Here is a 24,895-nt window from a genome sequence, read left to right on the forward strand (position 1 = left end):
ATATTTTCTAAAAACGGTTACAAGAATGTTGAACAAAAAAGCACTACGTGAATTTTCGATTCAATCGTAGTGCCCGATATTTTAACGTTTAGTAGAACCTCAATCCCACATGCCTATTCATATTACGATACTTATTCACTAGCCAACCCAGGAACACCGCATAGACAACGAAGCAAATCAAGCTTGCCTCCAGTCCAAATGTTCCACCGTTGATCAAAGTGCTAACTCCCGTCTCGTGTGACTGAAATAGACCGGCTACATTTTGCGTTCCGTAAACTGACGTGCCAAACAACACCCCTTCCGCAAAGTTCCAAGCTCCGTGGATGGCACCGTTGATCAACAGGTTATCCCAGATCAATCTCACAAACGACATTGAGAGGGCAAACATAATTAAGTTCACTCCAGCAAGCCAGTTAACCCCTGGATTAGCCATATGCAAAGCTGCAAAAATCAGCGAGTTTAAGATTACCGCTAGGACGGTGCGGTCTTTAGACAGAAAGTACCCCATCACGTAGCCCCGACATAGAAGCTCTTCGAAGAAACTTTGAATCAAAAAGCCACCAAAAAGTAAAATGATGATTCCAATCGAACTCGGCTTAAACACCCAACTGATGGTAAAACCCTTGAGAAAAACACTGATCAGCCAGACTAAAGCAAACAGTCCTAGCCCACCCCAAATTCCGTTGAGATAATGGTGCCAATCTCTAAAGTCCAGAGCAACAATTTGGCGATTTCTCCTGTAGATCCAAATGATTAGCAGGACGCCAACAATCTCGCTCCAAAGTGTAAGCAGCATTCCAACATTCGTGCTACTTAAGAATTGATAGCTAATTCCAAGAAATCCAAAAATATACGGTAAAATTTGTGCAGCAAGCATCAGTAGAAATGTGACCACCAGGACAATCAGAATGTCTCGGCTGGTCTCGTATACTCGTTTCATAATCAACCCCCTTTATCAAGACCAATGATAGCACCCTACCACCATATATCAACCTAAGCACAGAGATATTTTGCCGGTAGGAACTATGGTAGAATCAGGTTAAACAAAGGATTGGAGGAACCCGCCAATGGTTCTACTTGCAATTATTTTAGATATCTTATCCGTCGGCAACTACTTTTTCCAGCTAACTGTTGGTCCACACACCGGTGTGGCTTACTGGCTGGGGACGATTTTACAGATTATTTTTGCGGTGATTTTACTATTATTTGCAATCACGTATAAGGGCAAGAAAAACATCGACGTGAAGGTTCCGGGATATAAAAATGATGTCCCCACGCTGAGATACTCGATCATCATGGCCTCATTAATTTTAAATATTCCAGTAATCTTTTTATATGTACTAAATCTAACGGGAGCTCCAATAATTTTTGGTGGTTAATGCACCTTGTAAGCGTTATTATGTTATGCTTAATTTGTAACAAGTATAATCTAGGGGAATTATTATTATGAAAAAGCATATTTTATTGGGGGCCTTGGCTCTCAGCACTTTTGGAGTCATGTTTGCGAGTCCAACATCGGCCAATGCGGCTACCTGGCACAAGGGGGTGCCAAGTATCTTGAAGTCTGGTGTTTGGAAGGTTGCCGGTGTTAAAGAATACTGGGCGTTTAATAACAAGGGTGTCTATGACATCGATGGCAAGTATGTATACGAAACCAATAAGCCACTGTACACAAAATCGGGGAATAAGTACACAATCAAGTCTAACTATAGTAAGACAAAAAATTTAAAGTACGTATACTGCACTTTAACTAAAATCAATAAGAATAAGTTCAAGTTTGTAATGCCACACACCTCTAAAGATAAGGTAGTGTACTACACGACATTGACAAGAACTTACAAGATTAAATAACAATTGTGACGCCGTCTCAGAGATGAAACGGTGTTTTTTTGTGGAGTTTAAAATTGTCCCCCACTCTTCAATTTTGGTACCCTTACGGGGCAAATAAATAACCGGAGGGATACCGATGAAATTAAAGGCCATATTACTGACCTTAATGTTGTTTGTTGGGATTGGATTAGCTGGATGTAGCTCTCACGCTGAGAAGTCCACTAATCAAGATAATAAAGTCGAAAACCACGCCAAAGTGAATGATAAGGCTAAAATTTCGACCGAAGATCAACCAGTTGCTCATGACGATCATAATCAAACAATGGCTCTCTCAAGTTCGAAGGCTAAAGTAAAGTACAAAACAGTAAAGTTCCGTGCGCAACTTGATGACCTTGATGACTCAAAACTCTACAAGTATGTTCCAGGGACTCGCAAGAATAAAACATATAGCTGGAAGAAAGTTAAGGCTTATGAAGGCAAACGAATCTATGTAGACAAAAAAGCAACAGTTTATACTCGCGACCGCGACGACGATGATGACGACTACGATAGTGAAGAATACTACCGCATCCGTTTTTCAGCCAGCAACAAGGCAACTAAGTACTGGGTGGAAGAAGATGTGGTGGATGACGATGACTAATCAGAAATTTCTAAATTAAATCGACAACCCCGTAATCATAATTTAAAAAATGTTTACGGGGTTATTTATGTATTACATTGTTGTTTGATAATTCAAATTCTGATAACATTATAGTACATATAAAGAACCGGAGGAATCCCGATGAAATTAAAGGCCACATTACTGACCTTATTGTTACTTATTGGAATTGGACTAGCTGGCTGTAGTTCAAATAGTGAAAAGACCAGCAGTAGTTCCAGTGATAACAAGGTTGAAAAACAATCCGATACTTCTAACAAGTCTAGTGATAGTCAGTCATCAGCTGTGAAAGATGATGACGATAATGACGATCAAGACGACAACGATAGCAACACATCAGCTACTAGTTCAAATTCTAGTTCAAAGGCTAAGGTAAGATACAGAACGGTAAAATTCCAAGCCCAACTTGATGACGTTGACGATTCAAGACTTTACCAATCAGTTCCCCTTTCTCGAAGAACTAAGACAGCTAGCTGGAACTCAGTTGATGCTCACGAAGGAAAACGCGTTTATGTCGATAAAAAGGCAATTGTCCTAACTCGTGACCGTGATGATCATGACGACGATGATGATTACGATGACAATGATAATGACGATAATGGATACGATAGCGAAGAATATTACCGCATCCGCTTCTCTGCAAGTAACAGTGCTAAGAAGTACTGGGTAGAAGAAGATGTCGTTGATACCGACAATGACGATTAATAGTAAAAGGACCATTTCACTATGTGAAATGGTCCTTTTTTATCTTTGCATGCTTACCGAAATCAACTTATATTTATCCTTCAAACTAGTCTTCGCTTGATGACCCTTGGTTTTTTCTTTAACTGTATACGTGACCGTCTGGACCTTCGTAACAATCATGTTGGCTCCCGGATTGATCAGGAATTCCTTTTCACCAACGTTGTAAGAGACTGGATCAATGTAAGCTCCGGTGTTACCTTTCGGTAGTTGAATTTTTAGTAGCAATTTACTTCCAAAACCTAAAGCGGTGTAACGAGAAATGCTGGTGGATGAAAATCCGGGGTCATCATAAAGTGCCCCAACCCGCAGCTTCTCCCCGTTTAATGACTTACGTAAACCAGATGTGGAAACACCTCGGTAAACGGTCATCGGTGTCTTGAGGTTATATTGCTGAAGTGCGGAGGTTAGTAAATTGGCGTTCTTAGCCACGGTTTTGTTACCGTCACCGTACCGCAAATAATTGTTCAGTTTTGTATAACCCGTGCCACTATAGTAGTCGATAGACTTCCGTTCAGCTTTTGATAATTGCTTAGCCCACGCTTTTGTCTGCTTGTTTAATTTTGCCAGGGCAGTCTTGCTGACCTTATATGTTTTAGTCGAGTATGTGAGACCGCTGATGTTTTTAACGTACATGAGGCTACTGAATCCCTGAGCGGAAATTATTGCCCCCTTGCCACTCTTTTGCAGAACGGTAATTCTACTGTTCTTGGGAACCACGGTTCGTTGGGTAAAACTGGGTTCGCCACCAGCCAAACTATACGCAGTAGTTGCATACTTCAGAACGAATTGGTTAGGCGTTTCGTCGTGGTACTTTGAAGTTACGTAAGTTTGGGTGGGCAGTTTTTTCGGTTTAGTTTTGGCGGCTAGGCTCGTGTCGGCCATCAGGGGCAAACAGAGCGTGAATGTAGCGATTAAGATTCCAACTTTGGTTTTCATCAGAGGTCACTTCCTTATGGGGATAGTATAACAGGGAGAACTGCAGGAATCTATGATTCCGTCGCAGTTCCCCCACAACGAAGACGCATACTAATCGACACGAATAGTGGCGGTTAGTCGCGACTGAGACTGTGTGGAGTGATTACGCAGATGCTTTCGTCGTCTCACCCCCACAACGATGACACATACTGAGCGTTGCGAATAGCGACGGTCAGTCGTGACAGAGACTGTGTGGAGATAGTGCAGGAATCTATGATTCCGTCGCAGTTCCCCCACAACGATGACGCATACTAATCGGCACGAATAGTGGCGGTTAGTCGCGACTGAGACTGTGTTGAATTTAGTGCGAATAGCGGGATTCACTCCTGATGCTTACTGTCCATGAGGCCAGCCAGTCCCATGTTGACTAATCCAAAACACAAAAAAAGCTATAATGCCTTCAACATCATAGCTCATTTCAATCAATTGATTTTTATATCTGCTCTTTAAACAACTCAGAATTCTGAATGTACGTAATTTCATCAAAGGAGATTCTTTGCTGCAACCGCTCAGCCAAATCCGAATTAATTTTCTTACTGGACAGTGCTTCTTGAATCAACTCGTACTCAGAGTGGAACGCTTGCATGAACAGTTCATAAACCTTATCGGGGTCAACGTCTCGACTATGAACCCTTCTGTGACGGGTTCGGTAGAACCGACGGACAAAGTTTACTTCCATCCCGTGTTCACTTTCATGGGACTTCAAGAATTCCATAACGGCATCGAATCCAGCTTGTTCAATCGGCAAAATATCTTCGCCATGGTTTTCAAACTGTTGACGCCAGTAAACTTCTTCTAGGGCAACCGGAGCCGTTAAGAACGCTTCTTGAGCTCGGTGAAGATCCTTATAAATCTTACCAATGTGCAACCCAAAGCGAATCCGTAACCAAACGTTCTTCCAGACCTTGTCATCCGCCGAGAAGTTGTTTAGTTCGATAAATTCAAAGTAGTATTGAAGCTCATCATCGGTGATTTTGCCTTCAGTGTGGAGCTGTTTGATAGCAGCCTTTTCAACCGCCTGAGCTTCCTTCATGATTTGTCTTTGAATTCGGTGGTTTGGCGTCCCATCAAGAACCAATTGTTGCTGAAGCGAATCAATAACGATTTGGGCTTCAGCAGGATATTCCTTTTCCTTAACCAAGTCACTAATGGCCGCTTGAATCATCCGCTTAACCCACTTGTAACGAGGCTGATTGGGAGATTTAGTTGGTAAAATCGCTGGAATCAAAACAGTTGGCATTACCAGACTGACAATGATAATCACTGCTGCGATAAAAATCAGTGGGCTTCTGTAGGCAAATGTTTGCCCCTTAATTACCAACGGCATTGAGAATGCCAATGACAAGGTAATGGTTCCGTGAGCCCCGCTTAATGCCATGATCAAACTATCTCGCCAAGAACGTTCCTTATTGGCATTAGTTCTGACTAAGAAATGGCTCCACAATAACCTGACAACCAGTTGGGCAAAGTACAGTAGTGTTCCAATTAATACTAGTTTTCAAATGGCAAAATCCGGATTGGTCGATGAGTGCATTGCCCAGATAACAACCGGTAACGACAGTCCTAACAAGACGAACACAATTCCAGATAGCGAGCCAGAAACAACTTCCCAAACGTTGCTGGTAACGATCTGCATCCGTGAAGACGTCAACCGAAGTTTACCACGCTCAGATCCTTGAGCTAGCCCTGCGGCAACAACGGCTAAGATACCTGACATCTCGAATTTATCCGCCAATAGGTAAACCAGAAATGGTGTCAAAATCTGGATGGTCACCATGATGATTGGCGTATCGTCGTGATAACGAATCAGGAAGAGCCGCACACTCACGATGGCAATTCCTAAAGCGGCACCGAACAACAGACCACCCAAAAATTCCCACAGGAACACTAGAATTGTGTGATTAAACGAAAATGAACCAGAAAGGTAAGCTCCTAAAGCAACCTCAAACAGCACGATACCAGCAGCATCGTTAAACAATGATTCATTTTGCAAAATCCCCATCTGTTCCTTGGCAATTGGGTTGGCCTCAAAAATCGAGTTTACCGCTGCCGCATCAGTTGGTGTTACCACAGCCATCAAGGCAAAGCTCAGGCTCAGTGGCAAGATTGGGTATAGGAAATGCAGTCCGGTTCCAACAATCAAAACCGTAACTAACACTAATCCTACCGCCAGCGACAAGATGTTTACGATTGAACGGCCAATCCACAATCGCGAACTGTTCTGCGCTTCGTTGTACAGCAACGGCGAAATAATGGCTAAAGCAAACGTCGATGGATCGAGAACAAAGCCTCGATATACCGGCAAAATTGATAATAGAATTCCGATTCCGATTAGGAAAAATGGCAACGGAATAAAATTAATGTGGTTAGCGAGAATGTTTGCCGCAACGACCCCCGCCAAAATGATTACAATCAAGAGGACTTGATCCATGATTGAACCCCCTATATAAACTTATGAGTATGCCTAAATTATCAGGTTACTTACTAAAAATCATTATACTAGTTTTCCCGTTAAGACTGTTACATTTCGATTGTATGGGTAGACAAACAAAAAGGCTCAAACCATTTCGGCTAAATATCAGCTGAAACAATTTGAGCCTAAATATTTTTATTTGCCAGCCTTAAAATCACTGAACAATTGATTGAAGTCAACAGTTCCTAATCCAGTAGCTTGATTGTAAAGTTTACCAGGTTGGCCGGTATAGTAAAGGTTATTGTTGCTGGTGCTATCAAGTGGTGTAAATGGTGAAAGTGGTTGCTGAGCAAACTTGTAAATTTGTGGTCCCCAGAAACCAATTGAGCTACCGTTCATCCCCTCATTCATCACAGCGTTTGCCGCCGCAAGTTGAGGAGTCGCAAAGCTAGTTCCACCATTGATCGTCTACTTACCAGCTTTAACCCCCTTCTGGCCTGGGGTTCCGTTGGTAACGTACATTGCATATCCAGTCATTGGATCAGAGTTTGCAGAAACATCAGGAACGTTGCGGCCGCGAGAAGTACCGTAAATTACTCGAGGGCTTGGATTGATGATTCCCTTACCTTGCTTGTCGTACTTAATGTAATCAACTGCTCGGAAGGTGCCAACCCCAGAGACTCCTTGTTGGTATCGTGGCAGTGCATTGAGCTGTGAGAAACCGCCGCCACCGGCTGAAAATGATTGTTCCTTAACATCTGCCTTAGCAATTTGTTTGATATTGCCCCAACCCTGTTCTTGTTTAACTGTCACCGTTCTACCATCAATTTTCTTGGTAAATGGCAATGTCGTTCCGCCAACTTCAACTAAGTAAGGTGACATGCTGATTGACAGATTCAGCTTTGGGTTAGATTTATCGCGAGCACCATTATCCCCCGCAGCATTAAACATAGTAATTCCCTGAGCTGCCGCTTGTTGGAAAGCAAGGTTCAGAGCATCGTTGTACTGTTTGGCATTTTCAGTCAGTCCGTACGTTTTATCGGCTACCTCATTAAATACGTTAAAGCTTGTCGATAGTGTTTTATCACGGTTAGCAGAAATTGCCTGAACAAACGCATTGTAGTAATCGTAGTCGCTTTGAGTTTGGTTACCGTTGCCAGTACCGATATAAACGTTGATTCGTGAATTTGGTGCTACTGAGGCAGCCTGCTGAACATCCAGAGTGGCTTCAACTTGGGCCATGTAGGCTTCGTTGACCTTTTTGAATGGCTTGGTAATCTTTCCAGAAACGTACTTTGCAGAGCTTGAAGTGTAGTAGCGTTTAATTCTGTTTGTATCAGTGTTCCCACCCATTTTATTTAAATAGGTTTTGATGTCCTGAGTATGAAAATCACTAAGGGTAATTAGCCCAACACTTTGCCCCTTGCCCGTTAGGCCTTGGCTATAAAGTTTGTCAACGCCGTATCGAGATGTGAATTTTTTAGCAGCGTACTTATCAGAGAAATCAGCCTTAGAGAGCTTGAGGTTAGGCGTATCAGCCTTGACCTGAATGTCTGACGCAAACTTGGTCTTTGCTTGTTTTTTAGCGGCTTTTTTCTGGTAGTTATTTTCCACCCCGAAACCAATAATTGCTTGGGTCTTATCTTGAAGTGTCTTGGGTAAGGTGTACATAGTATAATATTTTGCGCTATTTTGATTAGTTGGTTTTGCCTTCAAGGCTTTAACCACATTGTTGTATGATCCAGAAACCTTCAAGCTCAGGTTCCCAGCATTTGGTTTAACTGTGACCTTGTACTTTTTAAAGTGACTCTTAAACTCATTGATGACACTATCTGACTGACCAAACCGGGTGGCGAATTGGCTTGGTGTCAGGTACTGATGGTAGCTAGGAGAGGCTGGGTCGACTGTATCGTAAACAAAGTCTTCAAGAGCAGCTTTATTCTTTGGATTAAGCGAAATCATGAACGTCGACTTGTCGTTCTTCTTGGCAGCGTTCGCCACTACCTGCGAACCAACAATCCCACTAAAAGCCATTACTCCTAAAATAATTCCTAGTTTTTTCATTTGTAGAAATCCCCCTAGAAAAAATTAACTATAATTTTTTACTTGTTGGAATTATAACAGGACTTACAAAAAATCAGTGGTTTTATGAACGGTTTTAGGGATAAAAAAATCGCAAGCCAATTTGCATTGACTTGCAATCCTAAACTAATGTTTTGCGTTTCTTGTTATCAACCAGAATGCCAAAACCACTGCGACTAGTGCGGTAATCAAAGCAATAAAGTTGACGATTCCAGCGACTGGGGCTAGAAAATTCAAGCCACCAAGAATCTTGAGAAGAATGGAAACGCCGATGAGAATGAGGGCGATGAGTTGTAGTTTTTGTTTTGTCATGAAAGTTGTTCCTTATTGATAGTTATTTAGTAATTTTAACGTATTTACTATTAGCAGTCACGTACCCACCAGCAACTTGATACCGCTTTGTTCCGGATTGAGTCACACTACTTGGAACAGTGTAAACAACCTTTTTAACTTGTAACTTCTTCCCCGCCTTGATGTGTTGCTTACTGCTCTTCGAGTTTAGAGTTGAATATAACTTGATACCCTTTTTAACAGTTATATTCTTTGGAAAACTTGTCTTTCCAGACTTAACCAGTTTTCTATTAGCTGTGACGATTTTACCATTAGTCAACACATACCTTGTCGTAAGATTGTGAGTGACAATCCGGCTTACCTTTAAAATAGTACCTTGACGATAATGTTTAACAAACCCCGTTAATTTTTTAGTTCGGTATGAATTTACTCCATTAGGATTAATCACTGTAATAACTTTATGCAGTGACCGATAGTAAACTGGCCGAACATAACTTGTATTTGCGGTAATGTACCCTGTTTTGCCATCTGTTTTGCTGAGATGATTGACATCCCTGACAAAATATCTTAGCCGACCATTGGCATCCCTTGCATATCTGATTACCACAAACATTGGCCGATTTACCCTTGGCTTTTTGGTATATTTAGCCAGCCGCTCGTGAGAGTTAAAGTTTTTGCTTTCATATAGGTAGATTGGCTTGAGGGAATAAACAGCTTCTCCCTTTGTAGCAACTAAACTTCCAGAAGCTTGGGGATTACTTGGTTGTGGACTAACTGGTTGCGTTGATGTACTTGAAGTTGACTGCGAACTTGAAGAACCGTTATTAGCTGTTGGTGAAGTGCTCGAATTATTTGTCGTTGGAGTGGATCCACCATTTGTGGGGGTAGTCCCACCACCATTGGTACTACTCTTCTTCGTGTAGTACTCTTTGATAGTTCCTCCACCAGCAGGAATAGTGATTGGGCTGGTTGATTCAGGATTGTAGCCTGTAATCTCTGGCATTGCTACCTTTTCACCAGGTTCTGCATTCATCTTGATAGGACTGACGTTTGGAATTGGCTTGTTGGTTGCCCGATCGCAAGGAATGATGGTGACAGTAACGTTGTTAGGTTGATCTGGAAGATTAGGCTGATAGTATACTTTAATGTCTCCACCATTGGCCGGCATGGTACTTGGGACAGCATTTACAGGAGTCCAACCAGCAAGCGTCGGTACTTCAATCTTTGATCCAGGAACAGCTGTAATCGAAGTACTCTCAACATTAGGAATCTTTTTTCCAGTAGTTTTGTCACAAGGAATCAAGATAGCTGAAACGCTAGTTGGTTGATTCTTTTTATAGTAAACAGGTATCTTAGCATCTTTATCAGGTATCACAAACGGGTTGCTAGGATTCTTTGAGTTTTTTGTATCAAATGTCCAACCATCAATCTCTGGTATTGCAATTTCATTTCCAGGTTGGCCAACTTTAGTAACACTAGCTCCTGTAATAGGCTCATTCGTTGCTTCATCATAAGGAATCAAGGTAACCTTAACATCGTTAACTTTTTTAGGGACCACTGTGAGTGTTGAAGTATAGACACGGGAACTAATATTTGTTTTATTATTTGTAAATACAATATCAACAGGGTATTTTCCCGGCTTACTTATATCACCGTTAACCGTTATCGTGTTTGTACCATCCGTATATGTGGTTTTATTACCAGAGGAGCTATCACCGTCAATCGTTATATTGTACGTACCTTCATCAGGATTAAAGTGCTTCGGGTGATCTGGATCAAATGCTTTGATTACAAAGTCGCTCCAATTTGGGACATAATTTTGTCCCTGCGAGATTGTATAACCATCTGGCTTTAATACTAGTGAGGGAATAAATTCTCCATTAGAGTTATTTATAAATGCGAAAGCTGCGCTGTTTCCATCTTGCTTAAGGGTTCTGTCTAAAGAAGTGGTAATTGTGGCACTGGACGTAACTTTAACCTTATCATTTGCTGACTGTGTCTTGACTGCATATATTGCCGATAAACCATTAATTGGTTTATCCTTTGGCCAGCCGCTGAAATCAATTGTAAATCCTGTATCGGTAGTAACAACCTTATAATAATCTGTAGGTACAGCCGTATTGGTATAATCAAATAACTTAATGCTTTTCGGATAAATTGACCGTGACGTATCAACATTCAACTTAACATCGTTCAAACTTTCCCCGGCAGCTAATTTAGGGAACTGAACCTGGGTGTATCCCGTCATATAGTTTCCCGTATAGTCAAACTGGTACTGATCACCGTTTTGAGCATAATAATTGGGAATGTACTTATTCCCTGCACTATCTTTAAAATCATCTGGGAACTTCAATGGGTTATTTCTATCCATTCCAAAATTAACCACAGAAAAGTTGGCGTCTCCACTGTCACCACCAGCATAGTTATTGATGTTAATTGTGAACGGATTACCAGAATTCAAAGCTATAGCATTACCATCTTTCGAAACGAACTTTGCGGTAACGTTAGCTTTATATGGCTTACCTTTATCTAGGCCAACCTGACTTGAAGGCTTAATCAGCAGTGAAACTTTCAACGGATATTCTATCAGAGACTCGACGCCTTTTCCAAGTGTAATCACAACGTTGCCATTATCATCAATGGGGTCCATGCTAACCACATTAGTATCGGTATCTGTGAATTTAATACTGTCTGTCCCTGGCTCCACTGCATCCTTATCAATATGCAAAATTATTTGGGAATCAGTCTTTGCCAGACCTTGTGGAATCGTGAAGGTAAATGGCATCGATTTCGCGCTATTCACCTCTGACGACCCAGTATAGTCCATTTTCACTTGGTCATCAGCTTTAGCTGAACAGCTAATTGCTAAAAGTACTCCCAGGATTATCATCAGTGCTGGAGCAATCTGTTTAATCCATCTTTTCATAAAATCGCCTTACCTTTTAAGAATCAAGATATGTAACAATACCTTCACCCCCATTGTACTCAAAAGCAACCTACTTTCTAGCCATTATCTTCCCCAAGTGTGCAATATCGTGAGATTGTATATTTTCTTGTGAGCATATAACATTGATTTTTTCTAATTGATTGTATAATAAAGTCATGCAAGGTAAAGGGGGGTTTATATATGCAAGCATACAAAGAATTCTGGACAAAAATGTTCGTATTCAATGCCAAAGCTACTCGGAAACAATACTGGATTTCCATAATTATTAACGCTATTGTTGTTGGACTGGTCAGTTTGGTCACTGGTGATTACAAGTACGTTGGAACGGAAACAACCCAGGCGTTCACAGAACATAATTATTCTTTAGTTTTTTCAATATTTTTGCTTTTAGTGTGGATTGCCGAATTTACGATTCGTGCTCGCCGACTACATGATTCGGGTCACAGCAACTGGTGGATTTTGTTATACATGATTCCATTGATCGGTTGGATATGGCTATTCATTTTACTAGTAATGCCATCGAAAGATGACAATAGATGGCCAGATAATCAAAGTGAAGTTTAATTTAAAGAGGTTAGGACAAAACAAGGCTCAACGAAAAAAATGCTGTTATAATTTCACTTTTTGAAATTATAACGGCATTTTTCCTTCCATTCAGATAGTTGCTACACGCAGTAACCATCAGGACTGAGAGCCATTGCTCATGACTCTCAGTTACTGTTGGTTTTGCGGGGGTGGGACGACGAAAGCATCTTAATATGCTTTCTGTCTCACTCCCTTTTTTACGTATCTACATATAGAAACATCCCAAAATAAAAAGCCGAGGCCTTCGCCTCGACTTTTGGAAGTTTCATTAATAGCTGAGTACTATTTTACACCATGATTAGCCAAGAATTCACTAAATGGTTTCAAATCTTCAGCATAGTAGCGCTTCTTAAACTGTGCAATTGCTTCTGGTGAGTTTTCTGCAGGATCTAATTCAAGCTTTTCAACTGGAATTGGACGTTCGCCAGTAATCTGCACGTCGATCAATACTGGTTCATTTTGATGTTCAGTCATTTCCAAGGCTTCGTCGAATGCCTTAGGCAATTCTTCTACCTTAGTAACGTGAATTCCATGAACCCCTTGAGCTTCAGCAACTTGAGCAAAATCAATCCCACCAAGTGAAACTCCGAAACGTTCTTCGCCCTCATCTTCTTGTTCATCCACGATGAATCCAAGTTCGTAGTTCTTGAAGACCACGTTGATGATTGGTAAATTGTAAAGTTTCTCAGTGATTAAATCTTGCATGACCATTGTTTGAGCACCATCACCAGCCAGACTGAATACTTGTTTATCCGGATGGCTTAGCTTTGCAGCTAATGCACCTGGAAGGCCAGCACCCATTGTGGCGAATAAACCTGAAGTGAACCAACGTTCCTTACCAGAGTTTTTAATTAAACGAACGGCATTTTGGGTAACATCACCAACATCGATTGAGAAGAGTGCGTCATCCTTGGCAATTCTGTTGATTTCCTTAAATACAGGTTCGAATCTCAAATCACCATCAGTCTTGTTCATCATGTGTTCGTTGTATTCACGCCAGTTATTTGCGTTATCAATATTTGCTTGGTACCAAGGTGATTCTGGCAATTGTTCTGACATTTCTAGGAACTTCTTAAGTGCCTTCTTAGCATCTGCGTACATTGAAACATCAGTCTTATGACGCTTACCAAGCATTGCAGGGTTACTATCAATTTGAATGAACTTAGCATTTGGATTGAAAAGAATTTCTGAGAATGGGAAGTTTGATCCGACAAATAGCATCAAATCAGTTTCTTTCAGAGCTTCGTTAGCTGGCTTAGAAGCAACCCGCATTCCTGATCCTAATAGAGCTGGAAATTCGTATGGAATAACATCCTTAGCTAATGCCGCGTAAATAATTGGCATTTGTAATTTACGTGAAAGTTCCATCATATCGTCAGCAGCGCCACGAACCCCTTGGCCCATGTAAATGACTGGTTTCTTAGCTTCCTTGATTAGCTTCAAGGCTTCTTCAACCTTTTCACCCTTAGGTTCTGGAGCTTCAGCCTTTTCAAAGTTAGCAGCTGATGAGTAGTAACCATCTGCTGGAATTTGTTCATGCGCTAAATCATTTGGAATTACCACTACTGCTGGACCATGTTTTGCATAAGCTTGGCGAATCGCCTCATCAACGACCTTTGGCAAACTTTCTGCAGTGGTTACGGTACGGTTGTAAACAGCAGCGTCGCTGAATAATTGTGATTCATCTTGTTCTTGGAAGAAATCCGCATTCATAAAGTTATGAGGAACCTGGCCAACTAAGAATAAAGTTGGAACGCGATCCATCATTGCATCGTATGCACCTTGGAACAAGTGAGTAGCACCAGGACCTGCTGAACCAAATGCTACCCCGATTTTTCCAGTTACTCGCCCATCATCTACTGCAGCCAAACCACCAACTTCTTCGTGGCGGACATGAATGTATTTAATGTTGCCCTTTGATTGTTCTTCACGCAACGCATACATCACGTTGTTAATACTTCCTCCAGGAAGACCATAAATATGATCAACGCCCCAGCTTTCTAAAGTCTTAATCATTGCTACGCCTGAATCAATTGTGTTTGCCATAGTAAATATCCCCCTTGAAAACGTTATCTTTTATTTGTATGACTGAATCATAACCTGTAACTTTTAAAGTATCAAGGAAAATGCACTATTAAATAGTAAGTGAATTTAGCCAAAAAAAGAAACCCGCATAATTGCGAGTTTCTTTAAGTTTTGAAGCTTAAATTGTATCAACAAACTTCTTGTTGGCAGTCATGTAAAGACCATCGGCTAGCTTAAATCTGTAAGTAGATCCACTCATAACCACTGACTTAACTTTAACTGTCATACCCTTCTTGACGATAAACTTCTTTTGGCTGGCGCTGAACTTAGCACCATTGTACAAGTACACGCCCTTAGGGTTTGTTACCTTAACCTTGCCGGTTGACTTAGTGTGATATTGACCACTAGGTTTTCCGACCTTAATTGCTGACTTCAATCCAGTTACGTATGTTCCATCAGCGAGTTGTAGTCTTGTTGTTGAACCTGACTTAACAACACGTTTGACATTCAACTTAGTACCTGGTTTGACGTAAGCAATTCTCTTACTGTTAGAGAATGTCTTTCCTGAGTAAGCAAAGATTCCTCTACCAGCTACAACGTAGCCACTCTTACCAAATTCACTGTAGTATCTTGAGTTGGTACTAATGAACTTACTAAAGTCCTTAAGACCAGTTACATACGTACCATCATTTAAGATAAATCTAGTTGTACCACCGTTAGTTACAATGCTTACAACCTTAAGAACAGTACCTGGTTTGACATAACCAACACGAACTGAGTTACCGAAGGCTTTACCACTGTAACGGTACAAGCCCTTGCTTGTTAAGATCGTCTTACCAGCAGTAGCCCTGTAGTATCTATCCGCCTTCTTCTTGGCATTGGCGGCAGCGGATTCGCTAGCTGCGGCAGAAATGTTGCCTGAGCTAATTGCGGCACTGGCACTCTTAGCAGCGGAAGCTAATGCGGCACTGACAGCTGCACTAACTGCTGCACTAGCGCTGGCAGCAACACTAGCAGACTGAGCGGCTGATTGGCCAGCAGAGTTTCTAGCTGCTTCACTAGCTGCACTTTGAGCAGCAGCTGATCTTGCGGCAGAAACCGCGGCGCTAGCACTTGCGACTGCTGATTTAACAGCGGCACTGGCACTATCAGCGGCACTATCAGCGGCTGACTTGGCAGCGGCACTTGCGCTATCAGCAGCACTCTTAACAGCAGCAGATGCACTATCAGCAGCGGATTTAATGGCATCATCAATCTTCTTCTGAGCAGCATCGCTAGCAGCCTTGGCAGCTGATGATTGAGCTTCACTAGTAGCAGCTGAAGCAGAATCGGCAGCTGATTTGGCTGCATCATTAGCAGCCTTAGCAGCACTATCAGCGGCACTCTTAGTTGCTTCGCTCACAGCGGCTGAAGCACTCTTAGCAGCACTTTCACTGGCTGCTTTAGCAGATGCAGCAGCCGAAGCGGCAGCACTATTAGCAGAGGCAATAGCATCTGCAGCTGAGTTGGCTACGGCAGCAGCACTTTCAGCGGCACTCTTAGCAACAGAATTGGCACTATCAGCGGCACTCTTAGCGGCGGAGCTTGCAGCAGCACTTGCAGCGTCAGCAGCCTTTTGTACGGCTTCGCTGGCAGCAGTTGATGCTGAGGCAGCAGCGCTATCAGCCGCGGATTTAATTGCAGCTGATGCACTAGCAGAGGCAGCAGAATTAGCTGCAGAAGTTGCGGATGCAACGGCTGAAGCAACTGCATCATCAATTGCTTTTTGAGCGGCTTCGCTTGCAGCCTTAGCAGCTGATGATTGGGCTTCACTAGTGGCAGCTGAAGCTGAATCGGCAGCCGACTTAGTTGCTTCGCTGGCAGCTTTGGCAGCACTATCGGCAGCACTCTTAGCGGCTTCATTTGCAGCACTTGCGGCTGAGTTAGCAGCACTTGCAGCAGAATCAGCTTTTTCTTGAGCGTCCTTGGCAGCGGAGCTTGCGGAATCAGCAACTGATTGAGCAGCACTTGCACTGTCAGCTGCACTCTTAGCAGCTTCACTTACAGCAGCTGAGGCACTGTTGGCGGCACTTTCACTAGCAGCCTTTGCTTCATTAGCAGCACTTTCAGCGGCGCTCTTAGCAGCCGACGTTGCGGCAGCTGACGCACTATCAGCAATTACCTGAGCACTGTCAGCAGCACTCTTAGCAGCTTCGCTTGCGGCAACACTTGCAGAGTTAGCAGCACTTTGTAAAGCTTCGCTGGCAGCAGTTGATGCTGATGCTGATGCACTTTCAGCAGCACTCTTGGCAGCAGCACTTGCACTGTCAGCAGCACTCTTAGCAGCTGAACTTGCAGCAGCTGAGGCTGAATTAGCAGCCGATTGTGCAGCACTATCGGCTTCTTTGTTACCAGTTGCGGCAGCAATTGCTGCACTAGCACTATCAGCGGCACTCTTAATTGCGGCTGAAACAGCGGCACTAGCACTGGCAGCAGCGCTCTTGGCAGCTTCATTTACGGCTGCCGAAGCACTATTGGCAGCACTTTCGCTGGCAGCTTTTGCAGCATTTGCAGCACTATCGGCAGCACTCTTAGCGGCTTCACTGGCAGCGGAAGTTGCTGCAGCGGATGCACTATCGGCAGCACTCTTAGCAACCACATCTGCACTGTCAGCAGCACTCTTAGCGGCTTCGCTTGCGGCAACACTTGCAGAGTTAGCAGCACTTTGTACGGCTTCACTGGCAGCAGTTGATGCTGAGGCAGAAGCAATGTTAGCAGCTGATTGAATTGCAGCACTAGCACTGGCAGCAGCACTTGAACTTGCAGAAGCAGTTGCGGATGCTACGGCTGAGGCAACTGCATCATCAATTGCCTTTTGAGCGGCAGCAGAAGCCTCTTCCTTAGCCTTCTTAAGTGCTTCTTGAACTGCAGCAGATGCTGAACTTGCGGCATCATCAGCAGCCTTCTTGGCAGCAGCACTTGCACTATCGGCAGCTGACTTAGCAGCTTCATCAGCGGCTTTGGCAGCATCGCTTGCAGCAGCTGAAGCTGAATCTGCTTTATCTTGAGCTTCCTTAGCAGCTGAACTTGCTTGATCAGCTACAGATTGAGCTGCACTAGCTGAATCAGCGGCACTCTTTGCAGCTTCACTTGCGGCAGACGCAGCAGATTGAGCTGCGCTGTCATTAGGGTTCTTAGCGGCTTCACTTGCGGCAGCTGAGGCACTATCAGCAGCATCACTTGCAGCCTTAGCAGCACTATCAGCAGCAGATTGAGCGTCACTGGCAGCTTGAGCCGCACTATCAGCTACAGATTGGGCAGCTGAAGCAGAATTGTTAGCATCGTTGATTGCGGCAGATGCACTGTCGGCTGCAGATTTAGCAGCGGCACTAGCACTATCAGCAGCAGATTGTGCGGCTGAACTTGCAGCAGCAGACGCACTATCAGCAGCACTTCTGGCAGCACTATCAGCGGCACTATTACCAGTAGTTCCAGCAATTGCAGCAGACGCACTATTTGCAGCGGATTGAGCAGCTGAGCTTGCAGCAGCAGACGCACTATCAGCAGCACTCTTAGCAGCAGAACTTGCGGCTGCAGAGGCTGAGTCAGCAGCACTCTTAGCGGCTTCACTTGCGGCAGTTGAGGCACTATTGGCGGCAGATTCTACAGCGGCACTTGCGGCAGCAGAGGCTGAATTTGCAGCACTTTCAGCAGCGGAACTTGTGGCTGCTGAAGCTGAGTTTGCGGCACTTTCAGCTGCCTCACTAATTGCAGCAGAGGCACTGTTTGCAGCACTAGTTGCAGCTGATTCTACAGCACTAGAGTTAGCAGCAGAGGCACTATTTGCGGCAGATTCTACAGCAGCACTTGCGGCAGCAGAGGCACTATTGGCGGCAGACTCTACAGCAGCGCTGGCAGCAGCAGAAGCTGAGTCAGCAGCTGATTTAGTTGCTTCGCTTGCAGCAACTGATGCAGAGGCACTAGCACTAGCAGAAGCACTTTCAACTGCAGCAGATGCTGAATTTGCAGCACTTTCTGCGGCTGATTTAGTTGCTTCGCTAGTAGCAACAGAAGCACTATTTGCGGCACTTTCTGCGGCTTGACTTGCAGCTGTTGATGCTGAGGCTGACGCACTATTTGCGGCAGATTCTACAGCAGCAGATGTTGCGGCACTAGCACTCTCAGCAGCACTGTTTGCAGCTGATTCAACAGCAGCTGAAGTTGCGGCACTAGCACTTTCAGCAGCACTCTTAGCGGCTGACTCTGCGGCTGAAGATCCTTGAGCAGCTGCACTTTCAGCAGCGGATTTGGCTGCTTCACTTACGACAACGGCAGCTGAGTCAGCAGCAGATTTAGCAGCTTCGCTTGCAGCTACAGATGCTGAGTTTGCGGCACTTTCGGCAGCCTGACTTGCAGCAGCAGATGCACTGTCAGCAGCAGATTTGGCTGCTTCACTAGCGGCAATACTGTTTGCAGCAGATGCACTATTTGCGGCACTTTCAACTGCAGCACTGGCAGCGACACTGGCACTTGCAGCAGCAGAGTTTGCAGCTGATTCAACAGCAGCTGATGCACTGTTTGCGGCACTTTCAACTGCAGCACTTGCGGCGGCTGAGGCTGAAGCTGCAGCACTTTCATTAGCTGATTTAACAGCTTCACTAGCAGCTACAGATGCACTTTCGGCAGCTGATTTAGCAGCTTCACTTGCAGCAACACTATTTGCAGCACTGGCAGATTCAGCAGCTGATTGAGCTGCTTCACTGGCTGCGGCACTAGCAGAGTTTGCAGCTGATTCAACAGCAGCGCTGGCAGCGACACTGGCACTTGCAGCAGCGGAGTTTGCAGCTAATTCAACAGCAGCTGATGCACTGTTTGCGGCACTTTCAACTGCAGCTGAAGTTGCAGCACTAGCACTATCGGCAGCTGATTGAGTAGCCTCACTAGCAGCTACAGATGCACTCTGAGCAGCACTACTATTGGCTTCAGCAACTGCTGCACTTGTTGCAGCACTGGCACTATCGGCAGCTGATTTGGCAGCTTCACTGGCAGCAGTTGATGCTGAATTTGCAGCAGATTCAACGGCAGCACTGGCAGCGGCACTTGCTGAGTTAGCAGCACTTGTAACTGCGTCACTAATTGCAGCAGATGCACTGTTTGCGGCACTCTTAGCAGCAGAGTCAACAGCGGCTGATGCTGATGCTGCGGCACTGGCATTTGCACTTTCAGTAGCAGCAGAAGTTGCAGCACTGGCACTATCGGCAGCTGATTTAGCTGCTTCACTAGCAGCAGTTGATGCTGATGCACTGGCACTAGCTGCAGCAGAGTCAACGGCTGCTGATACGGCAGCACTCGCACTTGTTGCAGCACTATTTTCAGCGGCACTTGCGGCTGCGGATGCTGAGGCACTGGCACTAGTTGCAGCACTATCGACAGCAGCAGAAACGGCGGCACTAGCACTGGCAGCAGCACTTGTATTGGCAGAATCAACAGCAGCTGATGCGGCAGCGGATGCTGAGTCAGCAGCACTTTGAGCAGCTTCACTGGCAGCAACTGATGCTGAATTTGCAGCACTTTCAGCAGCGGCAGATGCGGCTGCGGATGCTGAGTTAGCAGCACTTTGAGCAGCACTGGCAGCAGCTGAGGTTCCTTCTGCAGCAGCTGATTCGGCAGCACTCTTAGCAACAGCTTCGGCACTAGCGTTTGCAGAGTCTACAGCAGCACTAGCAGCAGCACTTGCGGAGTCAGCTGCACTTTGGGTAGCTTCACTGGCAGCAACTGATGCCGATGCACTTGCACTAGTTGCGGCAGATTCAACGGCAGCACTTGCAGCAGTTGAGGCACTGGCTGAAGCAGATTCGGCAGCTGACTTAGTTGCAGCATCGATCGCTGCACTGGCACTAGCAGCAGCACTTGCGTTCGCGGAGTCAACGGCTGCGGAGTTAGCAGCAGATGCGCTATCAGCTGCCGACTTTGCAGCTGATGAGGCAGCGGCTGAAGCAGAAGCACTAGCACTAGCAGCGGCACTTTCTTGAGCAGCAACTACGGCAGCACTCGCACTAGTAGCAGCACTTTGAGCTGCCTTTTCAGCTGCATCACTAGCAGCATTCGAAGCAGATTCAGCAGCACTTTGTTTTGCGGCTTCAACTGCAGCACTAGCACTATTTGCAGCAGATGTTGCAGCTGTTTCAGCGGCAGCACTTGCACTATCAGCAGCACTCTTAGCGGCAGCTTCAGCAGCGGCAGTTCCTTCTGCAGCAGCTGACTTAGTTGCTTCACTAGCAACGATTGCGGCAGAATCGGCAGCTGACTTAGCAGCTGATGAGGCAGCAGCACTTGCTGATTCGGCAGCTGATTTAACAGCGGCATCTACGGCAGCTGAAGCACTAGTTGCGGCACTCTCAGAAGCAGCTTTTGCAGCTTCGCTGGCGGCGATTGCAGCAGATGCAGCAGCTGATTTACCTGCACTTTCGGCAGCTGAGGTAGCAGCACTTTCGGCAGCTGCTGAGGCTTGAGCAGAAGCACTAGCTGAAGCGGCAATTGATGCAGCTTCACTGGCTGCTGCAGCTGATTCAGCGGCACTTTGAGCTGCCTTTTCAGCAGCGGCACTAGCGGCGGCACTGGCAGCTTCACTGGCAGCTTCTTTTGCTGCCTTTTCCGCTTCAGCAGCGTCAGAACTATTCTTAGCCTTTGCATCATCGTAAACTTTTTGGGCCTCGCTAGCGGCAGCAGCGGCTTTTTCAGCTTGAGTAGCAGCACTAGCGGCGGCACTTGCGGCAGCGGCAGCAGATGCTTGGGCACTTTGAGCTAAAGCAGCAGCGCCACTTGTATCAACCTGGCTAGCTAATTCAGTAGCGGCCTTTGCTGCATCGCTTGCGGCACTTGCGGCAGCAGATGCTTTAGTAGCATTATCAGCAGCTTGTTTAGCTTGTTCAGAAGCAACGGCAGCAGCTTTAGCAGTTTCAATTAAATCAGAACCTGCAGATGCTGACTTAGCCTTTTCCAATGATGAAGTTGCTTGGTTAGTAGCAGATATAGCGTTGTTGTTATATTCCTTAGCTTGGTTAAGTGAAGATCCAGCACTAGCAGCAGCCGAATTCAATGCTTGAGTATTATCAATTGAAACTAGCTTACTTTGGGCATCTAACAGTTTGTTAGTTGCGTCGTTGATTTCTTCAGCTGATGCTGAGTTATTAGCATTGACAATTTGTGCTTGAGTTAATGCAGATTGAAGGCCGCTCCAAGTATCTGCCGTGTATTTAGAAGCATCGGCAGCTGCTGGAGATGCACTAATGGCAGCTTGCAATGCAGCCTTACTCAAAGTAATTCCAGTCAACGCCTTATTCAAAGTTGAAACGGCATCGTTAACAGTCACTTGAGTAGCTGACTTGTCAGCTTGAACCTTCTTAGCATTATCCAAAGCAGTTCCTAATTTAGTCCACTGATCTGCAGTTGCATTAGGATACTTAGCTTGATTGTTGTTAGCGTTAGTTGCATCTTCAACCAATTTATCAAGGGCTGAAGTGTCGGCAGGAACGTAAATTGGGCCAGTAACGTTAGTGTCTAAGTTGGTTACTTGGCTTCCAGTTGGTTGCACATCCCCATTACTTGTCTTGATACCGTAAGTAACGTGAGAATTTGCTTCCACGTATTGACCGGCAGTCATTGGTGCCACATTTACAGACCAAGTACCATCAGCGTTAACCTGAGTAGTCGTTTGTGAGTTAACTGATCCATCAGCGTTGTAAACCGTAACCAAAACAGTGTAAACGTTGAGGTCATCGGCAGCAGGACGGCTCATTGATGAACTAGCATTAGCTTCTTCACATGAAACTGTTGAAGGAACAATAGCAGTAATTGAACCATTAATTACCGAGCTACCGACCTTCACAGTGTCTGAGCTAATGTTTACGTATGGACTTTGGGCTTTAGCAGCAGTGCTTGCGTAACCAACGGTACCAACAGAAACCTTACCAGTCTTACCGTTAACACGTTGAATTTGAGCGGTAATTACGTCACCAGTATTAATAGTTACCCCAGTTTGAGTCGTTCCAGTTACGGAACCGAATGAAGCTGAGTAGCTACCATCTGATGCGATTTGGGCTGTGGTAGTTGCTCCCGTTGTCTTGTTAGTGAATACAACTTGGTAAATATCACCATCCAAATCAGTGCTGTGATCGATAGTTACCTTACCTGTGATTGTGTTAGTACCTTGAACGATTGCACTAGAAACATTGCTAGTGTTAAACGCTGGAACAGCATTCTGCGTAGCATTGGTGATTGTTGCTGTACCATCTGTAGCTTTTCCAGAGTAATCAGTACTACCAGTTGGGGAAGCAGTGTTACTACTTGAAGTAGTTCCCCACTTGTTGGTAAAGGTTGAACCATCAGAGATGGAGCCCGCACCGGACAAGTTAAATCCTTGACCAGTAGGTGATGCTGTAAACGTAATTGTATTATTAGCATTGGAATCAGTCAGACGAGTTAAATAATTCTTGGCTGAGCCACTATTATGAGCCTTTGCCCAAGCGTTCAAATCAATTTGGAACCAAACAGCGATTCTTGCAGTACCTGTACCGACTGCCTTCATATCAACAGATAATACTGGACGGCCATCAGCACCAGTTGATTCTGAAATTTGAATATCCCCTTTCGCTAAGGCGTCCTTAACTGAAAGCGCACTATTTACGTTCAGTCTTTGCTTAATCAGTGTCCAAGGAACTGTTTCAGTACCGGTTCCATAGCTTGCAAATGCGGCGGCACCAGCGCCATAGTAAGCAACTTTTACATAATCCTGCCAATCAGTTGAATTGAAAAATCCAGATAGCTCTTCAGGTAATGTCCAAGTTGCATTAAAAGTATTACCAAAGTTGAAGTTCAGCAGACTAGTTGATGAGGCAGTACCACCAAAAGTAATAACCCCTGTATCAGCATTGATAGAGTTCATAGTCCCCGAATCATCAAGGTTGTTCCAGCCCAGAGTTGGAGCAACTACGTTAAGGTTAAGCCCTTTCGAATTACCAACAAGGTTATTTGCATAGTAGTTAAGCGCGTTAGCAGTTGATGTCAGCTTAGAAGTTTCGACGGAACCAGAATCAAGAAGATTACTTGCATCCCTCACCGCACTATCCAATTGATTCAATGACTCTGCAGTGTACTTCCCTCTATCAACAGTTTTTGAATTATTGATAGCAGCAATTAAATTTTTCTTCGCAGTAGCAGCCGCTGAATCAGTAGGCACAACATTCCAAATTGCTTGCTGAAGGACCACAGCATCAGATGCTAAAGCACTTGCATTTGAATCATAGTATCTAGCAAACTGAGCTGATGAAATTGCAGCAGACAACTTAGCGTAACTGTCCGCGGTGAACTTAGACTTATCCAAACCTAACGCAATATTCAAGTACTTATCCAAACTATCGGTTGATACTTGGAAATTTGACTTAAGTTTGTCAGCAGCAGCTTGGATAACCTTAGTTGCAGCCTGAAGCTGATCGGCAGTTGCAGTACCGTTAACCGCACCACTAGCATTGATGTACTTAGCTGCAGCACTTAATGCGCTCTTCAGATCAGCAGTAGTTGATGCATCATAAGCAGCACCACTGTTAGCATTCAACAATGCGTTACCACCCGAAATTGCATCAAGTAATTCGTTGCCTACAGTGGTCTTGCTTACTAATCCACTAAAGCTGCTTTGCAACCCAGCAACCGCATTACTTACTTGGTCAGGAGTTGCGGCAGCGTTGTTCATAACTGCGCGTGCGTAGATAATTGAACTTTCAAATGCATTCCAAGTTGCTGAAGTGTAAGCACCGTTGGCGTTACCAGCATTATAGGTTGAGTTTGCACTGTTCAAAGCAGTTTGCAATCTAGATAATGGGGCTGATGAAGTCAAATTGGCTAATGTAGAACCTAAATCATCATTGGCATTAACTAATTGATCAGCAGTAGCGTCAGCTCCTAAAGAGTTCACACTAGTAACCACGGCCTTTAAAGTACCGATTGAGCTAATTGTGTATGAACCGGCAGAGTTGATTGCTGCATTTGCAGTGGTTAATTGAGCATCAATTTTTGCCTTGATTGCAGTTGAACTATTAGCTTCAAGGTCTGAAATTGAGTTTTGCAAACCAACTAATGCTGCTCCCATACGTTCTGCAGAAGCATTTTGATCCAATGCACTTTCTGCTGATCCGAGGCTAGCAGTGTAACCACTCCAGGCGTTAGTTGTGTATTGAGCCTTATTAGCGTCTGGGTATTTTGCTTTAGCAGCAGAGACTGCATCACTCAAAGTAGCGGCAGCTGTGTTTCCAAGTCCTGGAATCAAACTGGCAAGAGCAGTATTCAAACTAGAAATTCCGGTTTGAAGTGC

13 protein-coding genes and 1 pseudogene are annotated in these 24,895 nt (G+C 44.5%); 5 read left to right on the plus strand and 9 right to left on the minus strand.

The features are described from left to right. Window positions 1-88 precede the first annotated feature (88 nt). Window positions 89-940, minus strand: coding sequence for a CPBP family intramembrane glutamic endopeptidase (locus PL11_RS01970; RefSeq protein WP_052127672.1), 852 nt, complete (start codon window positions 938-940; stop codon window positions 89-91). 127 nt (window positions 941-1,067) lie between these two features. Between PL11_RS01970 and PL11_RS01975 the strand changes: the two genes are divergently transcribed. The 4 genes from PL11_RS01975 to PL11_RS01990 all read left to right on the plus strand — a co-directional run bounded on the left by PL11_RS01975 (window position 1,068) and on the right by PL11_RS01990 (window position 3,193). Beyond that, a complete protein-coding gene (locus PL11_RS01975) occupies window positions 1,068-1,379 on the plus strand; it encodes a hypothetical protein (protein ID WP_035165974.1) in 312 nt (103 codons plus the stop codon). Between the two features lie 67 nt (window positions 1,380-1,446). After that, the gene (locus PL11_RS01980; RefSeq protein WP_035165975.1) at window positions 1,447-1,851 is read left to right on the plus strand and encodes a hypothetical protein; all 405 of its coding nucleotides are present in this window, start codon (window positions 1,447-1,449) and stop codon (window positions 1,849-1,851) included. 115 nt (window positions 1,852-1,966) lie between these two features. Then, complete coding sequence (locus PL11_RS01985) at window positions 1,967-2,470, plus strand: hypothetical protein (RefSeq protein ID WP_052127675.1); 504 nt, start codon at window positions 1,967-1,969, stop codon at window positions 2,468-2,470. 141 nt (window positions 2,471-2,611) lie between these two features. Beyond that, window positions 2,612-3,193, plus strand: a complete 582-nt coding sequence (locus tag PL11_RS01990; RefSeq protein WP_052127677.1) for a hypothetical protein — start codon at window positions 2,612-2,614, stop codon at window positions 3,191-3,193. 39 nt (window positions 3,194-3,232) lie between these two features. On the opposite strand, the gene PL11_RS01995 is transcribed toward PL11_RS01990, so the two are convergent. From PL11_RS01995 to PL11_RS10230, 6 genes and pseudogenes are all read right to left on the minus strand, one after another. Further along, complete coding sequence (locus PL11_RS01995) at window positions 3,233-4,168, minus strand: ADP-ribosyltransferase (protein ID WP_052127679.1); 936 nt, start codon at window positions 4,166-4,168, stop codon at window positions 3,233-3,235. Between the two features lie 472 nt (window positions 4,169-4,640). Beyond that, window positions 4,641-6,638: pseudogene (locus PL11_RS02000) on the minus strand (cation:proton antiporter). 177 nt (window positions 6,639-6,815) lie between these two features. Then, on the minus strand, window positions 6,816-7,019 hold the full coding sequence (locus PL11_RS02005) for a hypothetical protein (protein ID WP_078256887.1): 204 nt from the start codon (window positions 7,017-7,019) through the stop codon (window positions 6,816-6,818). Window positions 7,020-7,088: 69 nt separating this feature from the next. Continuing rightward, window positions 7,089-8,684 carry a S53 family peptidase gene (locus PL11_RS02010; RefSeq protein ID WP_052127683.1) on the minus strand — a complete coding sequence of 532 codons (1,596 nt, stop codon included), beginning with the start codon at window positions 8,682-8,684 and terminating at the stop codon, window positions 7,089-7,091. Window positions 8,685-8,828: 144 nt separating this feature from the next. After that, window positions 8,829-9,014, minus strand: coding sequence for a hypothetical protein (locus PL11_RS02015; RefSeq protein WP_035165977.1), 186 nt, complete (start codon window positions 9,012-9,014; stop codon window positions 8,829-8,831). 22 nt (window positions 9,015-9,036) lie between these two features. Next, window positions 9,037-11,919: a DUF5776 domain-containing protein gene (locus PL11_RS10230; protein WP_052127685.1), complete on the minus strand. Its 2,883-nt coding sequence runs from the start codon at window positions 11,917-11,919 to the stop codon at window positions 9,037-9,039. A 201-nt stretch (window positions 11,920-12,120) separates the two neighbouring features. Here PL11_RS10230 and PL11_RS02025 point away from each other — a divergent pair, with 201 nt between their 5' ends. Beyond that, window positions 12,121-12,504, plus strand: a complete 384-nt coding sequence (locus tag PL11_RS02025) for a DUF805 domain-containing protein (RefSeq protein ID WP_035165978.1) — start codon at window positions 12,121-12,123, stop codon at window positions 12,502-12,504. Window positions 12,505-12,807: 303 nt separating this feature from the next. On the opposite strand, the gene spxB is transcribed toward PL11_RS02025, so the two are convergent. Together spxB and PL11_RS02035 are read right to left on the minus strand one after the other, a co-directional pair. Continuing rightward, window positions 12,808-14,571, minus strand: coding sequence for a pyruvate oxidase (gene spxB, locus PL11_RS02030; RefSeq protein WP_035165980.1), 1,764 nt, complete (start codon window positions 14,569-14,571; stop codon window positions 12,808-12,810). A 157-nt stretch (window positions 14,572-14,728) separates the two neighbouring features. Beyond that, window positions 14,729-24,871: a DUF5776 domain-containing protein gene (locus PL11_RS02035; RefSeq protein WP_052127687.1), complete on the minus strand. Its 10,143-nt coding sequence runs from the start codon at window positions 24,869-24,871 to the stop codon at window positions 14,729-14,731. Between the last annotated feature and the right edge of the window lie 24 nt (window positions 24,872-24,895).

Origin of the sequence: Lentilactobacillus curieae, from assembly GCF_000785105.2 — a bacterium.
Lineage (GTDB): Bacteria > Bacillota > Bacilli > Lactobacillales > Lactobacillaceae > Lentilactobacillus > Lentilactobacillus curieae.